Source organism: Streptomyces sp. TRD_SC_5 (assembly GCF_056836825.1).
Map to the genome: position 1 here is coordinate 3,237,194 of NZ_JBWZZS010000001.1, position 24,419 is coordinate 3,261,612.

The 24,419-nt window shown below is 71.3% G+C and carries 19 protein-coding genes; 3 read left to right on the forward strand and 16 right to left on the reverse strand.

Going from position 1 to position 24,419, the window contains the following annotated elements:
* Window positions 1–332: 332 nt before the first annotated feature.
* The 8 genes from tmk to AC1P0E_RS15040 all read right to left on the reverse strand — a co-directional run bounded on the left by tmk (window position 333) and on the right by AC1P0E_RS15040 (window position 13,246).
* Window positions 333–3,518, reverse strand: a complete 3,186-nt coding sequence (gene tmk / locus AC1P0E_RS15005; RefSeq protein ID WP_482742662.1) for a dTMP kinase — start codon at window positions 3,516–3,518, stop codon at window positions 333–335.
* A 168-nt stretch (window positions 3,519–3,686) separates the two neighbouring features.
* Entirely contained in the window at window positions 3,687–6,563 is a 2,877-nt protein-coding gene (topA, locus tag AC1P0E_RS15010) for a type I DNA topoisomerase (RefSeq protein ID WP_482742663.1), read from the reverse strand.
* Between the two features lie 212 nt (window positions 6,564–6,775).
* Window positions 6,776–6,973 carry a hypothetical protein gene (locus AC1P0E_RS15015; protein WP_482742664.1) on the reverse strand — a complete coding sequence of 66 codons (198 nt, stop codon included), beginning with the start codon at window positions 6,971–6,973 and terminating at the stop codon, window positions 6,776–6,778.
* A gap of 155 nt (window positions 6,974–7,128) precedes the next feature.
* Window positions 7,129–8,649 carry a DUF7059 domain-containing protein gene (locus AC1P0E_RS15020; RefSeq protein ID WP_482742665.1) on the reverse strand — a complete coding sequence of 507 codons (1,521 nt, stop codon included), beginning with the start codon at window positions 8,647–8,649 and terminating at the stop codon, window positions 7,129–7,131.
* A 181-nt stretch (window positions 8,650–8,830) separates the two neighbouring features.
* Window positions 8,831–9,412: a small secreted protein gene (locus tag AC1P0E_RS15025; RefSeq protein WP_482742666.1), complete on the reverse strand. Its 582-nt coding sequence runs from the start codon at window positions 9,410–9,412 to the stop codon at window positions 8,831–8,833.
* 214 nt (window positions 9,413–9,626) lie between these two features.
* Window positions 9,627–12,041 carry a sodium-translocating pyrophosphatase gene (locus AC1P0E_RS15030; protein ID WP_482742667.1) on the reverse strand — a complete coding sequence of 805 codons (2,415 nt, stop codon included), beginning with the start codon at window positions 12,039–12,041 and terminating at the stop codon, window positions 9,627–9,629.
* 272 nt (window positions 12,042–12,313) lie between these two features.
* A complete protein-coding gene (locus tag AC1P0E_RS15035; RefSeq protein ID WP_482742668.1) occupies window positions 12,314–12,799 on the reverse strand; it encodes an ATP-binding protein in 486 nt (161 codons plus the stop codon).
* Between the two features lie 93 nt (window positions 12,800–12,892).
* The gene (locus AC1P0E_RS15040) at window positions 12,893–13,246 is read right to left on the reverse strand and encodes an STAS domain-containing protein (RefSeq protein ID WP_028810414.1); all 354 of its coding nucleotides are present in this window, start codon (window positions 13,244–13,246) and stop codon (window positions 12,893–12,895) included.
* Between the two features lie 81 nt (window positions 13,247–13,327).
* On the opposite strand from AC1P0E_RS15040, the gene AC1P0E_RS15045 reads away from it, so the two are divergent.
* Window positions 13,328–15,853: a DEAD/DEAH box helicase gene (locus AC1P0E_RS15045; protein WP_482742669.1), complete on the forward strand. Its 2,526-nt coding sequence runs from the start codon at window positions 13,328–13,330 to the stop codon at window positions 15,851–15,853.
* Here AC1P0E_RS15045 and AC1P0E_RS15050 read toward each other — a convergent pair.
* Genes AC1P0E_RS15050 through ssd form a run of 7 tightly spaced genes read right to left on the reverse strand, consistent with a single transcriptional unit; the run spans window position 15,768 to window position 20,833 of the window.
* Window positions 15,768–16,349 carry an Rv3654c family TadE-like protein gene (locus AC1P0E_RS15050; RefSeq protein WP_482745761.1) on the reverse strand — a complete coding sequence of 194 codons (582 nt, stop codon included), beginning with the start codon at window positions 16,347–16,349 and terminating at the stop codon, window positions 15,768–15,770. The two genes, AC1P0E_RS15045 and AC1P0E_RS15050, sit on opposite strands and share 86 nt — an antisense overlap.
* The gene (locus AC1P0E_RS15055; RefSeq protein ID WP_482742670.1) at window positions 16,349–16,720 is read right to left on the reverse strand and encodes a TadE family type IV pilus minor pilin; all 372 of its coding nucleotides are present in this window, start codon (window positions 16,718–16,720) and stop codon (window positions 16,349–16,351) included. Before AC1P0E_RS15055 ends, AC1P0E_RS15050 begins: the two co-directional genes overlap by 1 nt.
* Entirely contained in the window at window positions 16,707–16,913 is a 207-nt protein-coding gene (locus tag AC1P0E_RS15060; RefSeq protein ID WP_482745762.1) for a DUF4244 domain-containing protein, read from the reverse strand. The genes AC1P0E_RS15055 and AC1P0E_RS15060 overlap by 14 nt, the downstream gene beginning before the upstream one ends.
* Window positions 16,914–16,927: 14 nt before the next feature.
* A complete protein-coding gene (locus AC1P0E_RS15065; protein ID WP_482742671.1) occupies window positions 16,928–17,710 on the reverse strand; it encodes a type II secretion system F family protein in 783 nt (260 codons plus the stop codon).
* A complete protein-coding gene (locus tag AC1P0E_RS15070) occupies window positions 17,707–18,546 on the reverse strand; it encodes a type II secretion system F family protein (RefSeq protein WP_482745763.1) in 840 nt (279 codons plus the stop codon). The genes AC1P0E_RS15065 and AC1P0E_RS15070 overlap by 4 nt, the downstream gene beginning before the upstream one ends.
* A gap of 20 nt (window positions 18,547–18,566) precedes the next feature.
* A complete protein-coding gene (locus tag AC1P0E_RS15075) occupies window positions 18,567–19,715 on the reverse strand; it encodes a TadA family conjugal transfer-associated ATPase (protein ID WP_482742672.1) in 1,149 nt (382 codons plus the stop codon).
* A complete protein-coding gene (gene ssd, locus AC1P0E_RS15080) occupies window positions 19,712–20,833 on the reverse strand; it encodes a septum site-determining protein Ssd (protein WP_482742673.1) in 1,122 nt (373 codons plus the stop codon). The genes AC1P0E_RS15075 and ssd overlap by 4 nt, the downstream gene beginning before the upstream one ends.
* 431 nt (window positions 20,834–21,264) lie before the next feature.
* Here ssd and AC1P0E_RS15085 point away from each other — a divergent pair, with 431 nt between their 5' ends.
* Window positions 21,265–22,140 carry an HAD family hydrolase gene (locus AC1P0E_RS15085; protein WP_482742674.1) on the forward strand — a complete coding sequence of 292 codons (876 nt, stop codon included), beginning with the start codon at window positions 21,265–21,267 and terminating at the stop codon, window positions 22,138–22,140.
* A gap of 354 nt (window positions 22,141–22,494) precedes the next feature.
* Here the strand turns inward: AC1P0E_RS15085 and AC1P0E_RS15090 are convergent, their stop codons facing one another.
* A complete protein-coding gene (locus tag AC1P0E_RS15090; RefSeq protein ID WP_482742675.1) occupies window positions 22,495–23,319 on the reverse strand; it encodes a Fic family protein in 825 nt (274 codons plus the stop codon).
* 102 nt (window positions 23,320–23,421) lie between these two features.
* On the opposite strand from AC1P0E_RS15090, the gene AC1P0E_RS15095 reads away from it, so the two are divergent.
* Window positions 23,422–24,408: an ATP-binding protein gene (locus AC1P0E_RS15095; RefSeq protein ID WP_482742676.1), complete on the forward strand. Its 987-nt coding sequence runs from the start codon at window positions 23,422–23,424 to the stop codon at window positions 24,406–24,408.
* The last annotated feature ends 11 nt before the right edge of the window (window positions 24,409–24,419 follow it).

The window sequence follows — 24,419 nt, forward strand, 5'->3', positions numbered from 1 at the left end:
GGACGTTTCAGTCGCCCGGGAAGGGAGCCTGATCACGAAGGCTCCGCCTGGCGGAAGGTCCCCGAGGTACCGGCCCCGCCCGGAAGGGCCAGTCCTGGCCGGAAAGCCGGCCCCGGGCCACCGGGAAGGAACCCGGGCCGGGGCCTCATGCCTGGCCGCCGCGCCCGAGCCTTCCGGCCGGGGCCCGAGGCTGTCAGCCCGGACCGGAAAAACTCAGCCCGTCCGGCGTTCGAGTACCGGGTCGGGCCGCGCGGACCGACCGGCTCGCGCCGGCACCGGGCCGCCAGGCCTCGGCCGCGCCGGGCCACACCGGGCGCCCGGCCCCCGCACGCCTAGCGGCGCCCGCCCCGTCCCCGACGATCGCCGTCGTCCTCGTCCTCGTCACGGCCGCCCAGCAGCTCGTCCGCGAGCGACGGCAGATCGTCGAGCGGCGTCTCCTCCGCCCAGTCGGATCGCCGGCGCGACGCACGCGCGTTCTGACCCGCGGTCGGATGCGCGGCTTCCGGATCCAGCCATGGCAGCTCGCGCGTACGGTCATTGCCGCCGTCACCCTCGTCGCCGGCCCCGGCCCGTTCGTCCCGGAAGAAGCCCGGCGGCACTCGGTCCGAAGGCTCGTCCCGTACGGGCGGCAACACGGCCGTCTCATCCGCCGGCGCCACATCCCGCACCGGTGGCAACACCGCCGTCTCATCCGCCGGCCCCGGCCCCGCATCCCGCACCGGCCGCAACACCGCCGTCTCATCCGCGGCGCGGGCCGGAGAAGCCGGCGGCGGCTCCTCCTTGTCCATGTCGACGCGCGGCCTCTCCACCGTCTGCGTCACCTCGTCCGGACGCACAACCGGCGTAGGCACGGTCAGCTCAGCATCGGAAGCGGAACTCGAAGCGGAAGCCGAAGGAGACGGGGGCGAGACCTCATCCGCCGCCACCGCCGCCGCGGAAGCCGCCGCCGCCGACTCCGCGAGCCGGCGCGCCTCCTCCGCCCGCAGCAGCGCTTCCTCCGCCCTGCGCTGCTTCTCGCGGCGGCGTTCCTCCGCCTCCGCCCGCAGCCTGGCCTCCTCCGCGGCCTGCCTGCGCAGCCGCTCCTGCTCGGCGGCCCGCGCCTTCTCCTCGGCCTCCCGGCGCTGCCGCTCCTCCTCGGCGAGCCGGCGCGCCTCCTCGGCCCGTCGACGGGCCTCCTCCGCCTGCCGTTCGGCCTCGCGCTGCCGCGCCTCTTCGATCTCGCGGCGCTTGCGCTCCTCCTCCTCGGCGCGGAGCTTCGCGAGCTGTTCCTGCCGCTCACGCTCCAGACGCTCCTCCTCCACCTTGCGCGCGGCCTCCTCCTCGGCCAGCCGACGCGCCTCTTCCTCAGCTGCCTTGCGCGCGTCCTCCTGCGCCTTCACCTCGGCGTCGGAGAGGGGCAGCATCCGGTCCAGACGGTGGCGTACGACCGTGGTGACCGATTCCGGGTCCTGGCCGGCGTCCACCACCAGGTATCGCCCGGGATCGGCGGCGGCCAGCGTCAGGAAACCGTGCCGCACGCGCGCGTGGAACTCCGGCGGCTCCGACTCCAGCCGGTCCGGCGCCTCCGTGAACCGCTCGCGCGCCGTCTCCGGCGAGACGTCGAGCAGAACCGTCAGATGCGGTACGAGCCCGTCCGTCGCCCAGCGCGAGATACGGGCGATCTCGGTCGGCGACAGATCGCGGCCCGCGCCCTGGTAGGCCACGGACGAGTCGACGTACCGGTCCGTGATGACGACAGCGCCGCGCTCCAGCGCCGGACGTACGACGGAATCGACGTGCTCCGCGCGGTCGGCGGCGTACAGCAGCGCCTCAGCGCGGTTCGACAGACCCGCGCTCGACACGTCCAGCAGGATCGAACGCAGCCGCTTGCCGATCGGCGTGGCGCCCGGCTCGCGCGTGACGACGACCTCGTGGCCCTTGTTGCGGATCCACTCGGCGAGCGCCTCGACCTGGGTGGACTTGCCCGCCCCGTCGCCGCCCTCCATCGCGATGAAGAACCCGGTCGCGGCGGGCGCCTGGTCGGGCTCGCCGCCCCGCAGCGCCTCGCGCAGGTCGCGGCGCAGCGAAACACCCTGCCGGTCGTCCGCCTTGGCGAGTACGAGCGCGGCCACCGGCAGCAGCAGCGCGCCGACCAGCATCAGCGTGAACGCCGCGCCGCCGTGGGCGAAGACGAAGCTGCCGTTGGCCAGGCGGTGCGGGCCGATCGCCGCGGCGAGCACCGGGGCCACGACCGCACCGAGGGCCATGCAGACCCGTACGACGGCCTGGAGGTGCTCCGTCGTACGCGCGCGCCGGTAGTCCTCGGTCTCCTGGTCGAGCAGGGTGTGCCCGGTGTTGGCGGCGACTCCTGCGGAGAAACCGGCCAACAACGTGATCATGATGACGGTCGCCGTGTCGGGCACCAGCCCCATGGTGAGCAGCGCGACCCCGGTGACGGCGATCGCGAGCGACAGCAGGCGGCGCCGCGACAGCGTGGGCAGCACCTTCTGTGCGCTGCGGATGCCGATTACCGTGCCGCCGGTCAGGGCGAGGAAGAGCAGGGCGAAGGTGACGGGGCCACCGCCGAGGTCCTTCGCGTGCAGTACGGCGACGGCCGCAGCGGCGGCGATCGCTCCGGCGACCGCGGCGCAGGCCACGACGATGAGCCGGAGCGCGCCCGTGCGTCCCTTGTCGACACCCGCGCCGGTCTTGGGCCGGCGCAGGCCCTCAAGGGGGGAGCGCGCGCGGGGTGTCTGCGCGCCGGGAAGCTCCAGGAAGTACAGCGTGGATACGGACGCGGCGAACAGGCCTGCGGCGACGTACGACCCGAGGGCCGCCTGGTGCTGCGAGAACCAGGCGATGCCGGAGCCGAGCAGGTTGCCCACCAGCGTCGCCGCCAGCAGCACGGCGGCAGCCGCGGGCAGGGCGACGAAGCTCGTACGCAGCGACAGCCGGCGCAGCGCGTCCAAATGGTCCGGCAGCGGCCGTATCGTCGCGCCCTCCGGCGGCGGCGCGGGCAGCAGCGCGGGGGCGGCGCCCTCCTTGGCGACCGTCCAGAAGCGCTCGGCCACACCGGCGACGAAGACCGTGATCAGGAGTACTGCCTGGGCCTTGTCCGGGGTCCAGTCGATCCACAGCGGTGCGACGACGAGGAGGCCGAGCCGCAGCCCGTCCGCACCGATCATCGTCCAGCGGCGGTCGAGGGGCCCCGATGGCGCGGTCAGCGTGGAGACCGGGCCCAGGAGCAGGGCTCCGAAGATGAAGGTGGCAAGGATCCGAGCCCCGAACACCGTGGCGACCGCGAAGGCCGCACCGCGATAACCACCGCCGAACGCCCCTTCAGAAATCGCCGCCTGAAGTGACAGCAACAGCAGCACGAGAAGGGCGAGGGCGTCGCCGGTATTGCCGACGAGCTGTGCGCTCCACAACCGCCTGAGCGGAGGAAGGCGCAGCAGGGCTCGTACGGCTCGCTCGCGTGAGTCTGCGGCTAGTGCGTCGGAGGTGGGGCTCACGACCGTTGGCTGCTCGGCTCGCGTCATCCGCCCAGCCTATCCGGACCCCACCGGTCCCCGGAGGCCCCGCCCGAACAAACGTCTGCTCGCGGCCTCGCTCCGACCCCTCACAAGGGAACAGCCCCCGGCGCCACAAGGGCACCAGGGGCTGTAAACCCTGTAGGGGAACTTCCGCTGTGACTCCGCTGTGACTACTTACTCTTCCGACGGCGCACTGGAGGCCGACGCCTTCTTGGCCGGGGCCTTCTTGGCGGCGGTCTTCGCCGTCGTCGTCTTCTTGGCCGCCGTCTTCTTGGCCGCGGCGGTCTTCGCCGTGGTCGTCTTCTTGGCGGCGGTCTTCTTCGCCGGAGCCTTCTTCGCCGGGGCCTTCTTGACTGTCTTCTTCTTCGCCGGGCCCTTGGCGCGCTTCTCCGCGAGGAGCTCATAACCCCGCTCCGGGGTGATGTCCTCCACGCTGTCGTCCGTCCGCAGCGTCGCGTTCGTCTCGCCGTCCGTGACGTACGGGCCGAAGCGCCCGTCCTTCACGACCACCGGACGCTCGCTGACCGGGTCCGTGCCCAGTTCCTTCAGCGGCGGCTTGGCGGCGGCGCGGCCCCGCTGCTTGGGCTGGGCGTAGATCGCCAGCGCCTCTTCGAGCGTGATCGAGAAGAGCTGGTCCTCGGTCTCCAGGGAGCGCGAGTCCGTGCCCTTCTTGAGGTACGGGCCGTACCGGCCGTTCTGCGCGGTGATCTCGACGCCCTCGGCGTCCGTACCGACGACGCGCGGCAGCGACATCAGCTTGAGCGCGTCCGCCAGCGTCACCGTGTCCAGCGACATCGACTTGAAGAGCGACGCCGTACGCGGCTTGACCGCGTTCTTGCCGGTCTTCGGAGTGCCCTCGGGAAGGATCTCCGTGACGTACGGGCCGTACCGGCCGTCCTTCGCCACGATCTGGCGGCCCGTCTCCGGCTCGGCGCCCAGCTCGAAGTCGCCGCTCGGCTTGGCCAGCAGCTCCTCGGCGTACTCGACGGTCAGCTCGTCGGGCGGCAGATCGTCCTGCACGTCGGCGCGCTGATGGCCTTCCGCGTCCTTCTCACCGCGCTCCACGTACGGGCCGTAGCGGCCGACGCGCAGCACGATGCCTTCGCCGACGGGGAACGAGGAGATCTCGCGGGCGTCGATCGCACCGAGGTCGGTGACGAGCTCCTTGAGACCGCCGAGGTGGTCGCCGTCGCCGTTCCCGGCGTCAGCCGCGCCTCCCGGAGCGACAGCCGCGGCACCGGCGGCATCACCTTCACCACCCTCACCGAAGTAGAAGCGCCGCAGCCAGGGCACGGCCTGCGCCTCGCCCCGGGCGATGCGGTCGAGGTCGTCCTCCATCCTCGCCGTGAAGTCGTAGTCGACGAGCCGGCCGAAGTGCTTCTCCAGCAGGTTGACCACGGCGAAGCTCAGGAAGGACGGCACGAGCGCCGTGCCCTTCTTGAAGACGTACCCGCGGTCGAGGATCGTGCCGATGATCGAGGCGTACGTCGACGGGCGGCCGATCTCGCGCTCTTCGAGCTCCTTGACCAGCGAGGCCTCGGTGTAGCGGGCCGGCGGCTTGGTGGCGTGCCCGTCGACCGAGATCTCCTCGGACGAGAGCGCGTCACCCTGGGCGACCTGCGGGAGCCTGCGCTCGCGGTCGTCGAGCTCGGCGTTCGGGTCGTCGGCGCCTTCGACGTACGCCTTCATGAAGCCGTGGAAGGTGATCGTCTTGCCGGAGGCGGAGAACTCGGCGTCCCGGCCGTCGCTCGCCCGGCCGCCGATCTTCACCGTCACGCTGTTTCCGACGGCGTCCTTCATCTGCGAGGCGACGGTGCGCTTCCAGATCAGCTCGTAGAGCCGGAACTGGTCGCCGCTCAGGGCCGTCTCGGCAGGGGTGCGGAAGCGGTCGCCGGAGGGGCGGATCGCCTCGTGCGCCTCCTGCGCGTTCTTGACCTTCCCGGCGTACGTGCGCGGCTTGTCCGGCAGGTACTCGGCTCCGTACAGCTGCGTCACCTGGGCGCGGGCCGCCCGGACCGCGGTGTCGGAGAGCGTCGTGGAGTCCGTACGCATGTAGGTGATGAAGCCGTTCTCGTACAGCTTCTGCGCGACCTGCATCGTGGACTTGGCGCCGAAGCCCAGCTTGCGCGAGGCCTCCTGCTGCAGCGTCGTCGTACGGAAGGGGGCGTACGGCGAGCGGCGGTACGGCTTCGACTCGACCGAGCGGACGGCGAACGTCGAGTCGGCGAGGGCGGCGGCCAGGGCGCGGGCGTTCGCCTCGTCGAGGTGAAGGACGTCACTCTTCAGTTGTCCCACGGAGCTGAAATCGCGTCCCTGGGCGATACGCCGGCCGTCGACCGTCGTCAGGCGGGCGACCAGAGAGGACGGGTCGGAGGCGTCACCGGTGCGTCCCGTGGAGAACGTGCCGGTCAGGTCCCAGTACTCAGCAGAACGAAAAGCGATGCGCTCGCGTTCCCGTACGACGACCAGACGCGTGGCGACGGACTGGACACGGCCGGCCGACAGCCGGGGCATGACCTTCTTCCACAGGACCGGCGAGACCTCGTAGCCGTAAAGGCGGTCGAGGATGCGGCGCGTCTCCTGGGCGTCGACCATGGGCTTGTTCAGCTCGCGCGGATTGGACACCGCCTCACGGATCGCGTCCTTGGTGATCTCGTGGAAGACCATCCGGTGGACCGGGACCTTGGGCTTCAGGACTTCGAGCAGGTGCCACGCGATGGCTTCGCCCTCGCGGTCCTCATCGGTGGCGAGGAAGAGTTCGTCGGACTCGGCGAGGAGTTCCTTCAGCTTCCTGACCTGCGACTTCTTGTCGGCATTGACGACATAGATGGGCTGGAAGTCGTTCTGTACGTCGACGCCGAGGCGGCGCACCTCACCCGTGTACTTGTCGGGCACCTCGGCGGCGCCGTTCGGGAGGTCGCGGATGTGCCCGACGCTCGCCTCGACGACATAACCAGGGCCGAGGTAGCCCTTGATCGTCTTCGCCTTGGCGGGCGACTCGACGATGACGAGTCGGCGGCCGCCGTGTGCGGTCTCGCTGGTCGGGGACAACTTGGCTCTTCTCTCCGGTCGACACTCAGTGGTCCGTACGTGACGCTGCGGAGTGTGACGGTACAACCCGTCCCCGTGTCAAACGGCAAAAGCCCGCAACGGCCACTCGAACGGTAACCCGACTCCCGGCATTCCTGCCGCCCGGACCGCCCGACCGCCTCTGCGGGACCCCTTTGAAGACCTCGTGCAGATGCCGTGTGGATCTCTTCCGATCAGATCCGGCCGAAACACCACACTCCGAGAACGACGAAGGCCGATCCGAAGGCGGTGGCCAGCGCGAAGGAGATCGCGGGGCTCGTTCCGTACGCCACCGGCGCACGGTGCAGGGCGCGCGCCCCCGTCCACCACAGCACCCCGGCCCCGAACAGTGTGAACGCCGCTCCCGCGAAGACCGCCGGCCCGCTCTCCATCAACGTACCCCTCACACTCACCGTCGGCCGACCTGGCTCCCCGGACGGTGAGGCTGGCATCCCTGGGACACGGCCCGGCGACCTGGCCACGAACTGCGGGTGAACTGCGTGTGGGCGGCAGGCGGGCACAGCCAAGGGGCCGAGGAGGGACGGGCTCAGTCCAGCGGCTCCAGGAACGCCTGCTCGACCAGCAGGCGGATCGCCTCGGGGGTCCGGTCCCGCAGCAGCACCGGGTCCTCACCCAGCAGTTGCGCGATGGCGTCGAGAATCCGGCCGGCGCTGAGCGACCCGTCGGACACCCCGGCGAAGCCCGCGCCGACCGTGTCGACCTTCGTCGCGCGCCGCATCCCGCGGTTCTGGCGGAGCACCACGTACTCCGGGTCCTCCGCGCCCGGCAGCCCGATCTGCTCCTGCACGACCTCGTCGGCCAGCTTGAAGTGACCGGCGAGCAGCGCCGCGTCGTCGTGCGCCCGCAGGTAGTCCTGGCGCTCGAAATGGGCCCGTACGACCGGACCGAGAGGCTGTTCGACGGGGTGCGGCCACTCCTCGATGGTGATCGAGGGATCGGCGGCGCCGGACTTGCGCAGCGCGATCCAGCCGAAGCCGACGCCCTTGGTCTTGCGGGCCTCGAACTCGTCCAGCCAGGCGTCGTAGCGCGCGGCGTACTCCGCGGGGTCGGTGCGGTGGTCACCGCTGTCGCGCAGCCAGAGTTCGGCGTACTGCGTGACGTCCTGCACCTCGCGCTGCACGATCCACGCGTCGCATCCGCGCGGCACCCAGGAGCGCAGCCGCTCCTGCCACTCCTCCCCCTCCATGTGCTGCCAGTTGGCGAGGAACTGCGCGTACCCCCCGTCGTTCAGCCGGGCCCCCGCTCCCTGGACGAGCGTGCGGCACAGATCGTCCCCGCCCATCCCGCCGTCGCGGTAGGTCAGCCGCGCACCGGGCGAGATGACGAAGGGCGGGTTGGACACGATCAGGTCGTACGTGTCCTCGCCCACCGGGTCGTAGAGCGACCCCTCCCGCAGATCCGCCTCGGGTGCCCCGGAGAGCCCGAGCGTCAGCCTCGTGAAGTGCAGGGCGCGCGGGTTCAGGTCGGTGGCGGTGACGTGCACGGCGTGCTGCGCGGCGTGCAGCGCCTGAATGCCGGATCCGGTGCCGAGGTCGAGAGCGCTGGAGACAGGCGTACGGACAGTGATTCCGGCGAGCGTGGTGGACGCGCCGCCGACTCCGAGGACGACCCCCTCGTCGCGGGTGCCCGCGCCACCGGCGCCGCCCACCGCGCGGCCGAGGTCGGAGACGATGAACCAGTCCTGGCCCTCCTCGCCGCCGTACGGCCGTACGTCCACAGTCGCCCGTACGCCGGCATCCGCGCCCTCGCCCCCGTCCGCCCGCTCGGGCGCCAGCCAGCCGTCGGCCAGGCACTGCTCCAGGGGCAGGGCGGCCCCGGCGCGGCCGGCCGGGACGGCCTCCTGGAGCAGGAAGAGGCGTACGAGCGTTTCGAGCGGGCTGCCGCCGCGGGTGGCCCGCAGCGCCGGCACGGTCTCGCTGCGGGCGAGCGCGGCGTACGCGGGCGCGCCGAGCAGCTCCAGCAGCCCGTCGGCGGTGAAGTCGGCGGCGAGGAGCGCGTCGCGCAGGCGGGCGGAGCTTTCGGGCGCGGGAAGGCTGGTCGTACTCACCCGGCCATTGTCACCGCTCGCACTGACAAAAGGCGCGCGGCCCGGCCCCTCTTCGGGAACCGGGCCGTACGGGCGGGCCGTACGAGCGGGCCGTACGAGCGGGCCGTACGAGCCGCGAAAGGGCGGCCCTTCGCGCGGCAACCGGGCCCTTCGCGCCGCAACCGGACTGTCCGCGCCGCGACTACGCCTTCGCGTCGGGTGAGGCGGCGGTGCTCGCCCCCGGCTTCTGGCAGCCGGGCTGCTTGGCCATCGCCGTGCCGACCTCGCCGGACTGAAGCTTCTGGAGCGCCCGGTCGCCGCTCTTGCTGATCTTGCTCAGTTCGTCCGCGACGCCCTTGAGGCCGTCCGCGAACTTCGCCTGGTCCTTGGTGTCGAGCCCGTCGACCTGCTTCTTCAGACCGGCGTACGCGACCGAGGAGTCGTTGAGCTCCTTGACGGCTTCCTTCTGAGTCGTCTCGCCGCCCTCGACCGGCGGGGCGCCCGCCTTGTCCACGGCGGTGCCCATCGCCTTGTAGGCGTCCGAGATCTGCTGGAAGGCCCGGGAGTCCGTCCGCTGGACGTCGACGGGCTTGCTGTTGTCCGCGGTCTGCTGCTGGATGGAGGCGTTGGCGTCCGAGATCTTCTTCAACTGGGGCTGCACCTGGTCGCAGACCGTCTTTGCCCAGTCGTTGACCTTGTTGTCACTGTCGTCGCTGCTGCAGCCGGACAGCGCCATTACCAGTACCGCGCCGCCGGACAGCGCGGCCGCAAACTTCTTGTTCACCGGATTGGTCCCTTCCAAGGCTCTCGGCCCCGGAACATACACGCCAAGTGGGGGACATCCGCATGCCATACGTCCGGTTCATAGGCTATTGCAGCCGTTTGCACCAAGGGAGAGACACCTCACGAAACAGCCGCGGAAACGGTGACGGCGGGCGGACGCCGCGTCAGTGCGCGTCGTCCGCCCGCCTCTTGATCAGGCGTTACGAGTAGTACGACTAGACGACCTTGGACGGCACCGCCGGATCCGCCGGCTTGGGCACGCGCCCGGAGACGCCTCCTGAGTTGTCTTCGTCACCCACTGCGATTCCGCGCCGCTTGGAGACGTACACCGCGCCGACGATGACGGCGATGGCGAGCGTCGCCACCACCGCCCGCGCCCAGGGGTTGGCGTCGTCGCCGTAACTGAACTGCACCACCGCGGGAGCGATGAGCAGCGCCACCAGGTTCATCACCTTCAGCAGCGGGTTGATCGCGGGACCCGCGGTGTCCTTGAACGGGTCGCCGACCGTGTCGCCGATGACGGTCGCGGCGTGGGCCTCGCTGCCCTTGCCGCCGTGATGGCCGTCCTCGACGAGTTTTTTGGCGTTGTCCCACGCGCCGCCGGAGTTGGCGAGGAAGACGGCCATCAGCGTGCCGGTGCCGATGGCGCCCGCGAGGAACGAGCCGAGCGCGCCCACCCCGAGCGAGAAGCCGACCGCGATCGGCGTCAGCACAGCGAGCAGACCGGGTGTGGTCAGCTCGCGCAGGGCGTCCTTGGTGCAGATGTCGACCACACGGCCGTACTCCGGCTTCTCCGTGTAGTCCATGATCCCGGGATGCTCGCGGAACTGCCGCCGCACCTCGAAGACCACCGCGCCCGCCGACCTGGACACCGCGTTGATCGCCAGCCCCGAGAAGAGGAAGACGACCGCGGCGCCGAGCATCAGGCCGACCAGGTTGTTGGGCTGCGAGATGTCCATCTGGAGGCCCAGCTCGCCGATTTTCGCCCCGACGTCGTCGCGCGCGGTCGCGATGGCGTCCTTGTACGAGCCGAAGAGCGCCGCCGCCGCGAGGACCGCGGTGGCGATGGCGATGCCCTTGGTGATGGCCTTGGTGGTGTTGCCGACGGCGTCCAGGTCGGTGAGGACCTGCGCGCCGGCGCCCGTGACGTCGCCGGACATCTCGGCGATGCCCTGGGCGTTGTCGGAGACGGGGCCGAAGGTGTCCATGGCGACGATGACGCCGACGGTGGTGAGCAGGCCCGTGCCGGCCAGGGCGACCGCGAAGAGGGCGAGCATGACCGACGTACCGCCGAGCAGGAACGCGCCGTACACGCCGAGGCCGATGAGCAGCGCGGTGTAGACGGCGGACTCCAGGCCGATGGCGATGCCGGCGAGGACGACAGTGGCGGGGCCCGTCAGCGAGGACTTGCCGATGTCCCTGACCGGGCGTCGGTTCGTCTCGGTGAAGTATCCCGTCAGTTGCTGGATCAGGGCGGCCAGGACGATGCCGATGGCGACGGCGACGAGCGCCAGCACGCGCGGGTCGCCGTCGTGTCCCTTGACGACGGAGTCGGTTACGCCGTCCAGGTCGGCGTACGAGGACGGCAGGTAGGCGAAGACCGCCACCGCCACCAGGACGAGGGAGATGGCCGCGGAGATGAAGAAACCGCGGTTGATGGCCGTCATTCCGCTGCGGTCGGCGCGCCGCGGGGCGACCGCGAAGATGCCGATCATCGCGGTGACCACGCCGATCGCCGGAACGATCAGCGGAAAGGCCAGGCCGGCGTCGCCGAAGGCGGCCTTCCCGAGGATGAGCGCCGCGACGAGCGTCACGGCGTACGACTCGAACAGGTCGGCGGCCATGCCCGCGCAGTCGCCGACGTTGTCGCCCACGTTGTCGGCGATGGTCGCGGCGTTGCGTGGGTCGTCCTCCGGGATGCCCTGTTCGACCTTGCCGACCAGGTCGGCGCCCACGTCGGCGGCCTTGGTGAAGATGCCGCCGCCGACTCGCATGAACATCGCGATGAGCGCGGCGCCGAGGCCGAAGCCCTCCAGCACCTTGGGCGCGTCGGCCGCGTACACGAGGACGACGCAGGAGGCACCGAGCAGGCCGAGGCCCACCGTGAACATGCCGACCACACCGCCGGTGCGAAAAGCGATCTTCATTGCCTTGTGCGAGACAACCGTAAGATCCTTTGCCGGCTCGCCTTCCGCCGGAGTGGCTTCACGCGCGGCGGCCGCCACGCGCACATTGCTGCGTACGGCCAGACGCATCCCGATGTAACCGGTCGCCGCCGAGAAAAGCGCGCCGACCAGGAAAAACACGGAACGTCCGGCTCGCTGCGACCAGTCGTCGGCCGGTAGCAGCAAGAGCAGGAAAAACACCACAACGGCGAAAACGCCGAGTGTGCGCAACTGCCGGGCGAGATAGGCATTCGCGCCTTCCTGCACGGCCGCCGCGATCTCTTTCATCTTTTCGGTGCCTTCGCCGGCTGCCAGTACCTGACGTACCAGCAACTGGGCGACGACCAGGGCCGCCAGTGCCACTACGGCGATGACGATCACGATGATCCGGTTCTCGTCGGTGAGTACCGCGGCCGCGAGAGTAGAGGGGTGGTCCAGCTGATCCGATGTGAAGAGCCCCGCCATTCGTCCTCCTTGACGCTCAGCGCTCAAGATGTGGACGGATTGTAGGGAGCGGAACCTGATCAAAATAGAGCGCCGCAAACCGAATTGACCTTCGGTTGCCACTCAGGAAATGATCGACTTCCCGCAATCTCCCCGAAAGGGGTAATGGGGCAAACGCATTCACGATTCCGGAATGATCTCCCGGCAAGATCCAGAAAGGAGCCGGAAAAAACGAAAGGCCCTGCTCAGCAGGGCCTCACGTGAATATCCGGTCCGCGAGGACCGGTAAAGGATCAGGGGGCAGCGGTCGTCGGTGTCGTCGGCCAGCTCATGCGGATGGTGCCGCCAAACGCCCCGTTGACGACTTCGACATCGTCGACGAGACCACTGATGACCGCCAGCCCCATCTCGTCCTCACCGTCGGAGTCGGCGTCGGAGTCGGCGCCGGAACCCACGGACTCGGGCCCGGCTCCGGGCCCCGTGGTGCTGCGCACCCCGGGAACCGATCCGGCCGCACCGCCACCCGAACCGGGCACCTCGTCCCCGACCTCGATGGAGAAAGACTTCTCCTCCTCGGTCAGTGCGACCCGGACCGGAGCCGAGATGCCGTTGCTGCGGTGGAGTCCCACCGCACGGGTGCACGCTTCGCCGACCGCCAGTCGGACTTCGTCCAGCACCGCCTCGTCCACCCCGGCCCGGCGTGCCACGGCGGCCGCCACGAGGCGGGCCGTCCTGACGTGCTCGGGCTGGGCGCTGAAGCGGAGTTCAACGGTGGCCATCTGCGGTCCCCCTCGGACGTACGGGCGTGCTTCTCAGGGGCCCAGGCCTGCGGCCCGGTGCCCCTGTTCCTTCTTCCGGTCTCCCGGAAGCCGTCAGTCGGTGGCGTTGACGGCTTCGTCGACCGAGGTGTGAATGGGGAACACCTTGGTCAGCCCGGTGATTCGGAAGATCTTGAGAATGCGCTCCTGGTTGCAGACCAGGCGCAGCGAGCCCTCATGGGCCCGGACACGCTTGAGTCCACCCACGAGCACGCCGAGTCCGGTGGAGTCGAGGAAGTCCACGCCCTCCATGTCGACAACCAGGTGGTAGCTGCCGTCGTTCACCAACTCGACCAACTGCTCGCGCAGCTTGGGCGCGGTATACACATCAATCTCGCCACCGACCTCGACGACCGTACGGTCGCCACCAGGTCCAGACACGTTGCGAGTCGACAGGGACAGGTCCACGGATCCTCCAGCACCTTGCTATCGAGCGGCCGCCCCCCTGAGGTCTCCCCGGCGGAGCCAGAGGACGGAACGCCAGCCGCGATGGCATTCAATCACTTACCTGCAGGCATGCACGATGCCTTGGAACCATTGTCCGTCACGCCAGTGACACACTCGGTGCCGATGGCCAAGAATCACCGTCCCAGCAGACCTACGGAGAACGCGGGCGCGCGCCCCTCTCCCAGTACGGTCCTCGACCGGCTCACCGCAGGCGGGAGCCGGTCCTCGCGCATCACTCATACGGAGCACTTGCCCCCACGTGCGGGTTCCCATGCAGTCTGGCCCGACCGCATCCGTGCGGAAGTGATCGCGGCGATTCAGGCCGCCGGAATCACGCATCCGTGGACCCACCAGGCGCAGGCGGCGGAGTACGCCCTGGACGGCGAGTCCGTCGTCATCGCCACCGGTACCGCTTCCGGGAAGTCGCTCGCCTATCTGGCCCCCGTCCTCACCACCCTCCTCGACGGCTCCGAGGCACCGAACGGGCGCGGCGCGACAGCCCTCTACCTCGCACCCACCAAGGCCCTCGCGGCCGACCAGCGCCGCGCGGTGAAGGCCCTCGCCGCTCCGCTGGGCAACGCCGTCAGGCCGGCGGTCTACGACGGCGACACGCCGGTCGAAGAACGCGAATGGGTACGTCAGTACGCCAACTACGTCCTCACCAATCCGGACATGCTGCACCTGGGGATACTCCCCTCCCACCCCCGCTGGGCCTCCTTCCTGCGCGCCCTGCGCTACGTCGTCATCGACGAGTGCCACACCTACCGCGGTGTCTTCGGCTCGCACGTCGCCCAGGTGGTCCGCCGTCTTCGCCGCCTGTGCGCCCGCTACGGCGCGAACCCCGTCTTCCTGCTCGCCTCCGCCACTTCCGCGGAACCCGCCGTGTCCGCGGGCCGCCTGACCGGCCTTCCCGTCCGAGAGGTCGCCGACGACGCCTCCCCGCGCGGTGAACTGGTGTTCGCCCTCTGGGAGCCGCCGCTCACCGAACTGCAGGGCGAGAAGGGTGCGCCCGTACGCCGAACCGCCACCGCGGAGACCGCGGACCTCCTCACCGACCTGACCGTGCAGGGCGTCCGCTCGGTCGCTTTCGTACGCTCCCGGCGCGGCGCGGAGCTGATCGCCCTCATCGCCCAGGAACGCCTGGCCAACGTGGACCGCTCCCTTCCGAAGCGTGTCGCGGCCTACCGGGGCGGCTACCTCCCGGAGGAACGCCGCGCCCTGGAACGCGCCCTTCACTCCGGCGAGCTGCTCGGCCTCGCCGCGACCACCGCACTCGAACTCGGTGTCGACGTGTCGGGCCTGGACGCCGTCGTCATCGCCGGATACCCCGGCACCCGGGCCTCCCTCTGGCAGCAGGCGGGGCGGGCGGGCCGTTCGGGCGAAGGTGCCCTGGCGATCCTGGTAGCCCGCGACGACCCCCTCGACACGTATCTCGTCCACCACCCCGACGCCCTGTTCCGCCAACCGGTGGAGTCGACCGTCCTCGACCCCGCCAATCCGTACGTCCTCGCCCCCCATCTGTGCGCAGCCGCCTCCGAGCACCCCCTCACCGACGCCGACATGGAACTCTTCGGCCCGGCCGCCGCCGAACTGATGCCGCAGCTGGAAGCCGCCAACCTGCTCCGCCGCCGGGGAAAGTCCTGGTACTGGACCCGCCGGGAACGGGCCGCCGACCTCACCGACATCCGGGGCGAGGGCGGGCGCCCCGTGCAGATCGTCGAGGCGGAGACCGGCCGGCTGCTCGGCACGGTCGACGCGTCGGCCGCCCACGCCTCCGTCCACGACGGCGCGGTCCACCTCCACCAGGGCCGTACGTACCTGGTGCGGCAGCTGGACCTGGACGACCCGCACGGCGCCGTCGCCCTGGTCGAGGAGGCGAACCCGCCGTACTCCACCACCGCCCGCGACACCACCACCATCTCCGTCCTGGAGACCGACACCGAAATCCCCTGGGGCGAGGGCCGCCTCTGCTTCGGCTCCGTCGAAGTCACCAACCAGGTCGTCTCCTTCCTCCGTCGCAAACTCATCACCGGCGAAGTGCTCGGCGAGACCAAACTCGACCTCCCTCCCCGTACGCTCCGGACCCGCGCCGTGTGGTGGACCGTCACCGAGGACCAGCTCGACGCCGCCCGCGTCAACCCCGAGCAACTGGGCGGCGCTCTGCACGCCGCCGAGCACGCGTCCATCGGGCTGCTCCCGCTCTTCGCCACCTGCGACCGCTGGGACATCGGCGGCGTATCGGTGCCGCTCCACCCGGACACTCTTCTCCCGACCGTCTTCGTGTACGACGGCCATCCGGGCGGCGCCGGCTTCGCCGAGCGGGCCTTCCACACGGCCCGCCAGTGGCTGACCGCCACCCGCGAGGCCATCGCCTCCTGCGAGTGCGAGGCGGGCTGCCCTTCATGCATCCAGTCGCCCAAGTGCGGCAACGGCAACGACCCCCTCAACAAACGAGCCGCCGTACGCCTCCTGACGGTCCTCCTCAAGGAAGCCCCGGACGCCCCGCCCGCCCTGGATGCTCCGGATACTGCGGAGCGCCCTGCTGCCCCTGAGCGCCCTTCGGAGTGAGCCCGGCGGCCACAGGTCCGGCGGGGCCGGCCCGAGCCCTCACAGACACGCTGTAGGGCCCGGTAGCGGCTTCCGCCGTCACGTCGGAGATCTCGCCGTACACGGAACACCTCACCAGGCGCACTCCCTGAGCCTCGGCCACTTCGGCCGCCTCACCGCAGGCGGTGGCCTCACCCCGCATCCAGTGCCCCGCCGCCGCGAGAGCCGCCAGATCCGCCGCCCCGCCGGCCCGGTGCCGCGCGACCACCGCCTGCCCCGCCGCCAACGCCCCCGCAAACACCACGCCGAGCACAACCACAGCCACGACGACCCACACCGTGGCCACCCCCTGATCACCCCACCCACGCCTGCGACCGGGGCCACCTCTCGCACGCCGGCCACCCCGGCAACCGGGGCCACCCCGCTCGCCCCCGCCGCCCCTGTGGCCGGGACCCGCCCGGTCGTCCCCGCCGTCCCCGTGGCCGGCCAGGGCACGTCCGCAGGTCCGCGCCCACATCACGCCGCCACCCCCACGCTCTCCTCGGCCAGCGCGACCGCCTCCGCCCGTAGCGTCAGCGACAGGGCGCCGAGGCCCGGGGCCGGGGCCTCGACGGCCACCCGCACCAGATCTCCCTGCCTGCCGATCGTCACGCGCGACCCGCGCGGCGCCGCCTGCCGGGCCGCCGCGACCGACGCGGCCTCCGGCTCCTGCCGCGCGGCGGCCCTGGCGCCGGCTCTCGCCGCGTCCACGCACTGGATTTGCGCGGAGGTGGCCATCAGCGCCCAGACCAGCGCCATCGTGAAGAGCACCAGCGCCGGCACCACCACGGCCGCCTCCGCCGTGACATAGCCCTGGTCCGCACACCTCCCGGCCTCAGAACGGCACATTGAGTGCCCTCCCCACGACCGCTTCCAGAGCCGACGAGACCATGTCGCTCGTGACCACCTTGTAGAGCGCCGCCGCGAAGGCGCAGGCCATGATCGTGCCCATCGCGTACTCGGACGTCGTCATCCCCGCGTCCCCGCCGCCGGCGACCCTGCCCAGCAGCCTGTGCGTCCGTACCCGCATCCACACCCACATGTCGACCCCCAAGGTCAGTTGCCGTTCATCAGTCCGCTCGCCAGTCCGATCACCACGGGCGCCACTCCGACCACCAGGAAGGCGGGCAGAAAGCACAGCCCGACCGGCCCGACCATCAGCACTCCCGCCCGCTGGGCCCGCGCCGAGGCCTCCCGCGCCCGTTCGGCTCTGAGGCCCTTTGCCAGCCGGGAAACGGGTTCGGCCGCCGGAGCCCCGGAGGCGCCCGCCCGTTCCAGGCAGCGGGCCAGCCCCGCGGCGCCCGGTATCGCGCCGAACCGGCCCCACGCGTCCACCGGTTCGCCTCCGAGCCGCAGCTCGGCCGCGGTCCGTGCCAGCCGCTCACCCACCGGGCCGCCGAGCGAATCCCCGACCGCCTCCGCCGCCTCGCGCGGACCGGCGCCGGCCGAGATGCAGGCCGCCAGGAGATCGGCGGCGAGCGGCAATTGGCTTGCGTCGACCGGGCCCTCTTCGCGCGGCTTGCGCCTCCGCTGCCACCTCGCGGTCCCGTACGCAGCGACCGCCCCGACCGCGCAGCCGATCAACCCGCCGACCAGCACATAGCCGGTGGCAGCGGCTACGAGCGGCGGCCCCCAGCTCAGGACCTTCACCCCGTACTCGGGCCGCCACCGCCACCGGCGCCCGAAGCCCGCCCTCGCCGCCTCCCTGGCCAGCAGCGCCTCCAGCCGCCTGCGCTGCAAGCGCTCCCGCCGCCGTCCGGCCAGCGCGAGCGCCAGCCACACCGCGGTGGCCGCGACCGACACCACCACCCCCAGCCTGTGAACAACTTCCCCGCTCATGAGCCCTCCCCCCGTCGTACGATCCGCCGGGCCCAGAAGAGACCCGCGCCCTCCAGCGCCCCGCCGACGAGCAGGCACCCGAGCCCGGCCGGGGTGTGCAGCAGCACCCGCAGCGGAGCGGCCCCCAGCGCGGCGCCGATCAGCAACCCCGCCAGCGGAAGCAGCGCCAGGAGCGCCACCGTCGCCCAGGCACCCGTCAACTGGGCCCGGAGGGTCTCCCGCTGGTCCCGCTCGGCCCGCAGCGCGCCCTCCAGCCGGTCGAGCCCGGCCGCGAGACCGGCACCCCCGTCCACCGCCACCCGCCAGCAAGCGGCGATCCCCACGAGCCCGTCCGCCCCCGGCTCCCGCGCCGCCCTCCGCAGCGCATCCGGTACGTCCCCGCCGAACCGCGCCGCCGCCATCACGTCGGCCTCCGCCCCGCCCAGCCCACCGGTGCCCGCAGCGGCGGCGAGCAGCGCCTGCCCCGGCTGCCTCCCCGCGCGCAGCTCACCCGCCACCGCCCCGCACAGCGCGATGACGGCGTCCGCCCGCCGCTCCCGCTCCCGGCGCCGCTCCCCTGCCCGCAGCCGGCGCCCCACCAGCGGCACGGCCACCGCTCCCGCGAGCAACGGCAGCACCGACTCGCCCAGGACGGCCACGAGCACCGCCACCGGCACACAGAGCCACTCCCGCCGCAGCCGCCCCCGCACCGGCGCCGACACCCGCTCCCACAGGGCGCCCGGCCCCCCGGGGTCCACCGCCGCGCCCGCAAGCATCAGCCGCGCCCGCCGCAGGTCCCGGTCCCGCCCGGCCAGCAGCCAAGCCGCCGCCCCCGCGCACACCGCAGCCGCGTACACGGGCCCCACGCCCGCCCCCGTCACAGCGCACCCCCGATCAGCGCACGCAGCCGGGGCCAGCCGCGTTCGTACGAGAAGGCCTGGGCACCCCACCGCAGCGCCGGCACGGTCACCACCAGCCCCGCCGCGTCCCGCTCCAGCACATGGACCTCGGCGACCCGCCGCAGCCCGCCCCGGTCCCGCGCGAGATGCACCACCACCGCCAGGGCCGCCGCCAACTGGCTGTGCAGCGCCGCCCTGTCGAGCCCCGCGGCCGCACCGAGCGCCTCGAGCCGCGCCGGGACATCCGTCGCCGCGTTGGCGTGCACGGTGCCGCACCCGCCCTCGTGCCCGGTGTTGAGCGCGGCCAGAAGCTCGGTCACCTCGGCCCCGCGGACCTCGCCGACCACCAGCCGGTCGGGCCGCATCCGCAGCGCCTGGCGCACCAGGTCCTGCAGCGCGACCTGGCCCGCACCCTCCTGGTTCGCGGGCCGCGACTCCAGGCGCACCACATGCGGGTGATCGGGCCTCAGCTCCGCCGAGTCCTCGGCGAGCACGATCCGCTCCCGCTCCCCGACCATCCCCAGGAGCGTCGAGAGGAGCGTGGTCTTCCCCGTGCCGGTGCCCCCGCTGATCAGGTACGAGAGCCGGGCTTCGACGATCGCCCGCAGCACAGCCTCCCCGCCGGGCGGCACCGTCCCGGCGTCGACCAGCTCGGCCAGCGAGAACGCCTTCGGCCGTACCACCCGCAACGACAGGCACGTGGAGCCGACGGCCACCGGCGGCAGCACCGCGTGCATCCGCGTCCCGTCGGGCAGCCTGGCGTCCACCCACGGCCTCGCGTCGTCCAGCCGCCGCCCCGCCGCCGCCGCGAGCCGCTGCGCGAGCCTGCGCACAGCGGCCGCGTCGGCGAAGGACACCCCGGTGAGCTCAAGGCCGCCACCCCGGTCCACCCACACCCGGTCGGGCGCGGACACCAGCACGTCCGTCACCGAGGGGTCGGCGAGCAGCGGTTCCAGCGTCCCCGTCCCCACCAGCTCGCAGCGCAGCTCCTCGGCCGCTCCCAGCACCTCCGCGTCCCCCAGCAGCCGCCCCTGGGCCCGCAGCGCGGCGGCCACCCGGGCCGGCGTCGGTTCCGCTCCGCTCTCAGCGAGCCGCTGCCTCACCGCGTCCAGCATTCGCGCGCTCATGAGACACCGCCCCCGGCGAGCGCCTGCTCCCAGAACGCCGTACAGAACCGGGCCAGCGGTCCGCGGACACTGCCGCCCGGCGGCATTCCACCGGCCTGTGCCTCGATCAGCCCCGCCTCCACCGGCAGTTCGCCGGCCAGCGGAAGACCCAGCAGCCTCGCCACCGATTCATCGTCCAGACCCGCGGCGTACGGCCCGCGCACCACCGCCCGCAGGTCGCGCAGCACCATGCCCACGGTCGACGCCACCCGGCTCGCCGCCGCGACGGCCCGCAGCTCCGCGGGCACCACCAGCAGCCCGAGGTCCAATTGGGCCAGTGCCTCCGCCACGGCCTCGTCGACCCGGCGCGGCAGGTCCACGACCACGACCCCGCCCCGCCTGCGCGCGGCGGCCAGCACCGCACGCATCGCTTCCGGCGGGATCACCACGCGGTCGCCGCGATCCCAGCTCAGCACGCGCAGCGCATGCAGCTCGGGCAGCGACTCCTCGAGCGCTCCGCTGCCGACCCGCCCGCGGGATTCGGCGAAATCCGGCCACCGCATGCCGTCCACGGCTTCGCCGCCGAGCAGTACGTCGAGCCCGCCGCCCAGCGGATCACCGTCGATGAGCATCGTCCGCTGCCCCGTCCGGGCCGCGGCCACCGCCAGCGCACACGCCAGAGTCGAAGCCCCTGCCCCGCCCCGCCCGCCGAGCACCCCCACGGTCAGGGCCTGCCGCCCCACGCCCTCCGCCACATCGGCGATGCGCTCGACGAGCCAGCTCTCCGCGTCGGGCAGCCGCAGCACATGGTCGGCGCCGATCTCCACCGCGCGCCGCCACACGTCGGGGTCGTCCTGGTCCTTGCCCACCAGCATCACGCCGCTTCTACGTGCTCCGCCGCGTCCGAGCACCGCCCCGCGCACCCGCTCGGCGGCGTCGTCGCCGACGAGGATCAGTGGCGCGCTCTCCCAGCTGCCCCTGCGCTCGGGCACCGCGTGGTGGACTTGCGGCTCGGCGCCGGCGGCGGCGCACAGCCGCAGCAGATCGTCGAGCAGGTCGACGTCCTCGGTGACGATCAGCGGTCCGCCCTGCCGCGCTTCTGCGGCCTGCGGCCGATCAGGTGTGATGGATCCGGCCACGATCTCCGCCCCCTCTCACTGCGATTCCTGCTGTCCACGAACTTCGTGGACGGAATCACCGTGAGGGGATCTGCGAAATCGTGTGGATCTTGCTGAAAAGCTGGGGACAACTCATCGGTTGTGAATATCCCGCTCACCTATACCAGTGACTTCCGGAGAGCGGCGGAACGATTACACAGCGTGACGCGTCCCATGAGTGGAGGGCCGCTGCGGCCACGGGCCGAGAGGGGGAGAAATGATCGGAACCGGAGGGCGAAAAAGCATCCGGACATGCGACGACCCCCGTCGGGGGGGAGAACGGGGGTCGTCTCCACGGCCGACTCGGGGGGGGAGGAGTCGGACCGGGGTAGCACGGTCGCGAACGATCCGTGACTTCCATGGTGTACCCGAGAGCCTTCTCAGGCAAACCCACGCGCCACAGCGTACGCCGAATGGTGGGCGCCTATGCTCACCTCGTGGAAAACCGCTCCTTGCCGCGAACAGCCGCCTTCTTCGACCTCGACAAGACCGTCATTGCGAAGTCGAGCACGCTGACCTTCAGCAAGTCCTTCTATCAAGGCGGACTGATCAGCCGCAGAGCTGCTCTCCGCACGGCGTACACCCAGTTCGTCTTCCTCGCCGGGGGCGCGGACCACGACCAGATGGAGCGCATGCGCGAATACCTCTCCGCGCTCTGCAAGGGCTGGAACGTCCAGCAGGTCAAGGAGATCGTCGCCGAGACCCTGCACGACCTGATCGACCCGATCATTTACGACGAGGCGGCCTCCCTCATCGAGGAGCATCACACCGCCGGCCGTGACGTCGTGATCGTCTCCACTTCGGGGGCGGAGGTGGTGGAGCCGATCGGTGAGCTTCTGGGAGCCGACCGCGTCGTGGCGACGCGCATGGTCGTCGGGGACGACGGCTGCTTCACGGGCGAGGTGGAGTACTACGCGTACGGCCCCACCAAGGCCGAGGCGATCAAGGAGCTCGCGGTGTCCGAGGGGTACGACCTGGCGCGCTGTTACGCGTACAGCGATTCGGCCACCGACGTGCCCATGCTGGAGTCCGTCGGCCACCCCTACGCGGTCAATCCGGACCGGGCACTGCGCCGCGAAGCAGTGGCGCGCGAATGGCCGGTTCTCGTCTTCAACCGACCGGTCCGCCTCAAGCAGCGGCTGCCCGCCTTCTCCATGCCGCCCCGGCCCGCGCTCGTCGCGGCGGCCGCGGTCGGAGCGGCCGCCGCGACCGCGGGACTGGTCTGGTACGTCAGCCGCAGGCCCGGTCGTAGGCGGCGCAGGCAACTCGAAAGCTTTGCCCGTATTTGAACCAAAAAGCAAAGAGGCACGTCCAGGGCTTTCGCTTCCCGGGCTTCAGGAGTACAAAGGATTTAACGGCCCGCGAGACCAGGGACATCCGAGAGGATGACCTAATAACGCAGTAAGGCCCCACGGACCGAGCATGGAAGTTGAGCACCCACGCGACGTCGACCCGTCGATTACGGGCCAGCCGCACCAGGTGACGGGCAAAGTTCCCGACCTGATGGGCATACATTCGAGGACGCATGGTAACTCGGCGGACATGCCAGCGGCGGTACCGGTCATCGGTACCGCCGCAACCCTTTGTCCGCCCGGGAAGGCCCGGACCGCGCGCAGGCCGGGGCCGGACTCGGGCAAAGTCCGTCAGGCAGCTCCGCGTTGAAGCGCCTCGCACACGGCCATCGACTCCCTGGCTCCCAGCTCCACCGCGCGCCCGCAGTGCGTGATCCACGCCGCCATGCCCTCCGGCGTCCCGGACGCGTAGCCGTCCAGCGCCGCCACGTAGGCCGCGCGCCCCAGTTCCCCGTGTCCGACATCCGCCGGACAGACCGACTTCGGGTCGAGACCGCTGCCGATCAGCACGATCCGCTCGGCGGTGCGCGCCACCAAGCCGTTGTACGAGCCGAACGGGCGCAGCGCCATCAGTTCGCCGTGCACCACGGCCGCCGCCACCAGCGCCGGCGCTGAACCTCCCGCGATGACGAGCTCCGAAAGCCCTTCGAGCCGGCCCGCCACCTCGTCGGCGCCCGGCACCGGCAGCTCGACCAACGGCTCGTCCACCGGCTCACCGGCCAGCCGTGGCCGGCCGACCAGTTCGTCGGACACACCCGCACCGCCCGCTGCCACCAGGTGCAGCCGGGCCAGCACCCGCAGCGGCGACTGGCGCCAGATGGAGAGCAGTTGCCCGGCCTCGGCGGTCAGGCGCAGCGCGGCGCCGACCGTCCGGGACTCCTCGTCGATGCTGAAGTCGGTACGCCGGCGCACCTCCTCCAGCGCCCAGTCCGCACCCGAGAGCGCCGCCGAGCCACGCGCGCCGCGCAGCGCCGCCTCCCCGGTGATCTCGTTGCTCCGGCGCCGCATTACGCGGTGTCCGTAGACCCGGTCGACGGCCTTGCGCACGGAGTCCACAGCCTCGGGCACGCCCGGCAGCGCGCCCAGCGCCGCGAGTGGATCAGCAGTCGTACTCATAAGTAAGAAGCCTACGCACCCACAGCACACGCCCCTCCTTGGAGTGGTCTTCTTCACTCAGGGTGCGTACGGCACGCAATCATGCGATTACCCTTGGTGAACATGAAGATCGCTTTCGTAGGGAAGGGCGGCAGCGGCAAGACGACGCTGTCCTCGCTCTTCATCCGCCACCTCACCGCCAACGAGGCCCCGGTCGTCGCCGTGGACGCCGACATCAACCAGCACTTGGGCGCCGCGCTCGGTCTCGACGAGGCGGAGGCCGCCGCGCTGCCGGCGATGGGCGCGCACCTGCCCCTCATCAAGGACTACCTGCGCGGCTCCAACCCCCGTATCGCCTCCGCCGAAACGATGATCAAGACAACACCACCTGGCGAGGGTTCACGCCTGCTGCGGGTGGCCGAGGACAACCCGGTGTACGACGCGTGCGCCCGTACCGTTTTGCTCGACGACGGCGGGATCCGGCTGATGGCCACGGGCCCGTTCACCGAGTCGGACCTGGGCGTCTCCTGCTACCACTCGAAGGTCGGGGCGGTCGAGCTGTGCCTCAACCACCTCGTCGACGGCCCGGAGGAATACGTCGTCGTCGACATGACGGCCGGATCCGACTCCTTCGCTTCGGGCATGTTCACCCGCTTCGACATGACCTTCCTGGTGGCCGAACCGACCCACAAGGGCGTGTCCGTATACCGCCAGTACAAGGAATACGCCCGGGACTACGGCGTATCGCTCAAGGTGGTCGGCAACAAGGTCCAGGGCCAGGACGACATCGACTTCCTCCGCGAGCAGGTGGGCGACGACCTTCTGGTCACCGTCCGCGCGTCCGACTGGGTCCGTGCGATGGAGAAGGGCCGTCCCTCCCGGTTCGAGCTGCTGGAGGCCGACAACCGCCTCGCCCTCCAGAGCCTGCAGAACGCCGCGGAGGACTCGTACGCGGAGCGCGACTGGGAGCGCTACACGCGTCAGATGGTGCACTTCCACCTGAAGAACGCGGAGAGCTGGGGCAACGCGAAGACGGGCGCCGACCTGGCTGCCCAGGTCGACCCCGCCTTCGTGCTCGGGGAGGCAGTGCCCGTCCCCCAGCCCACCTAGAGTCGCGGCTT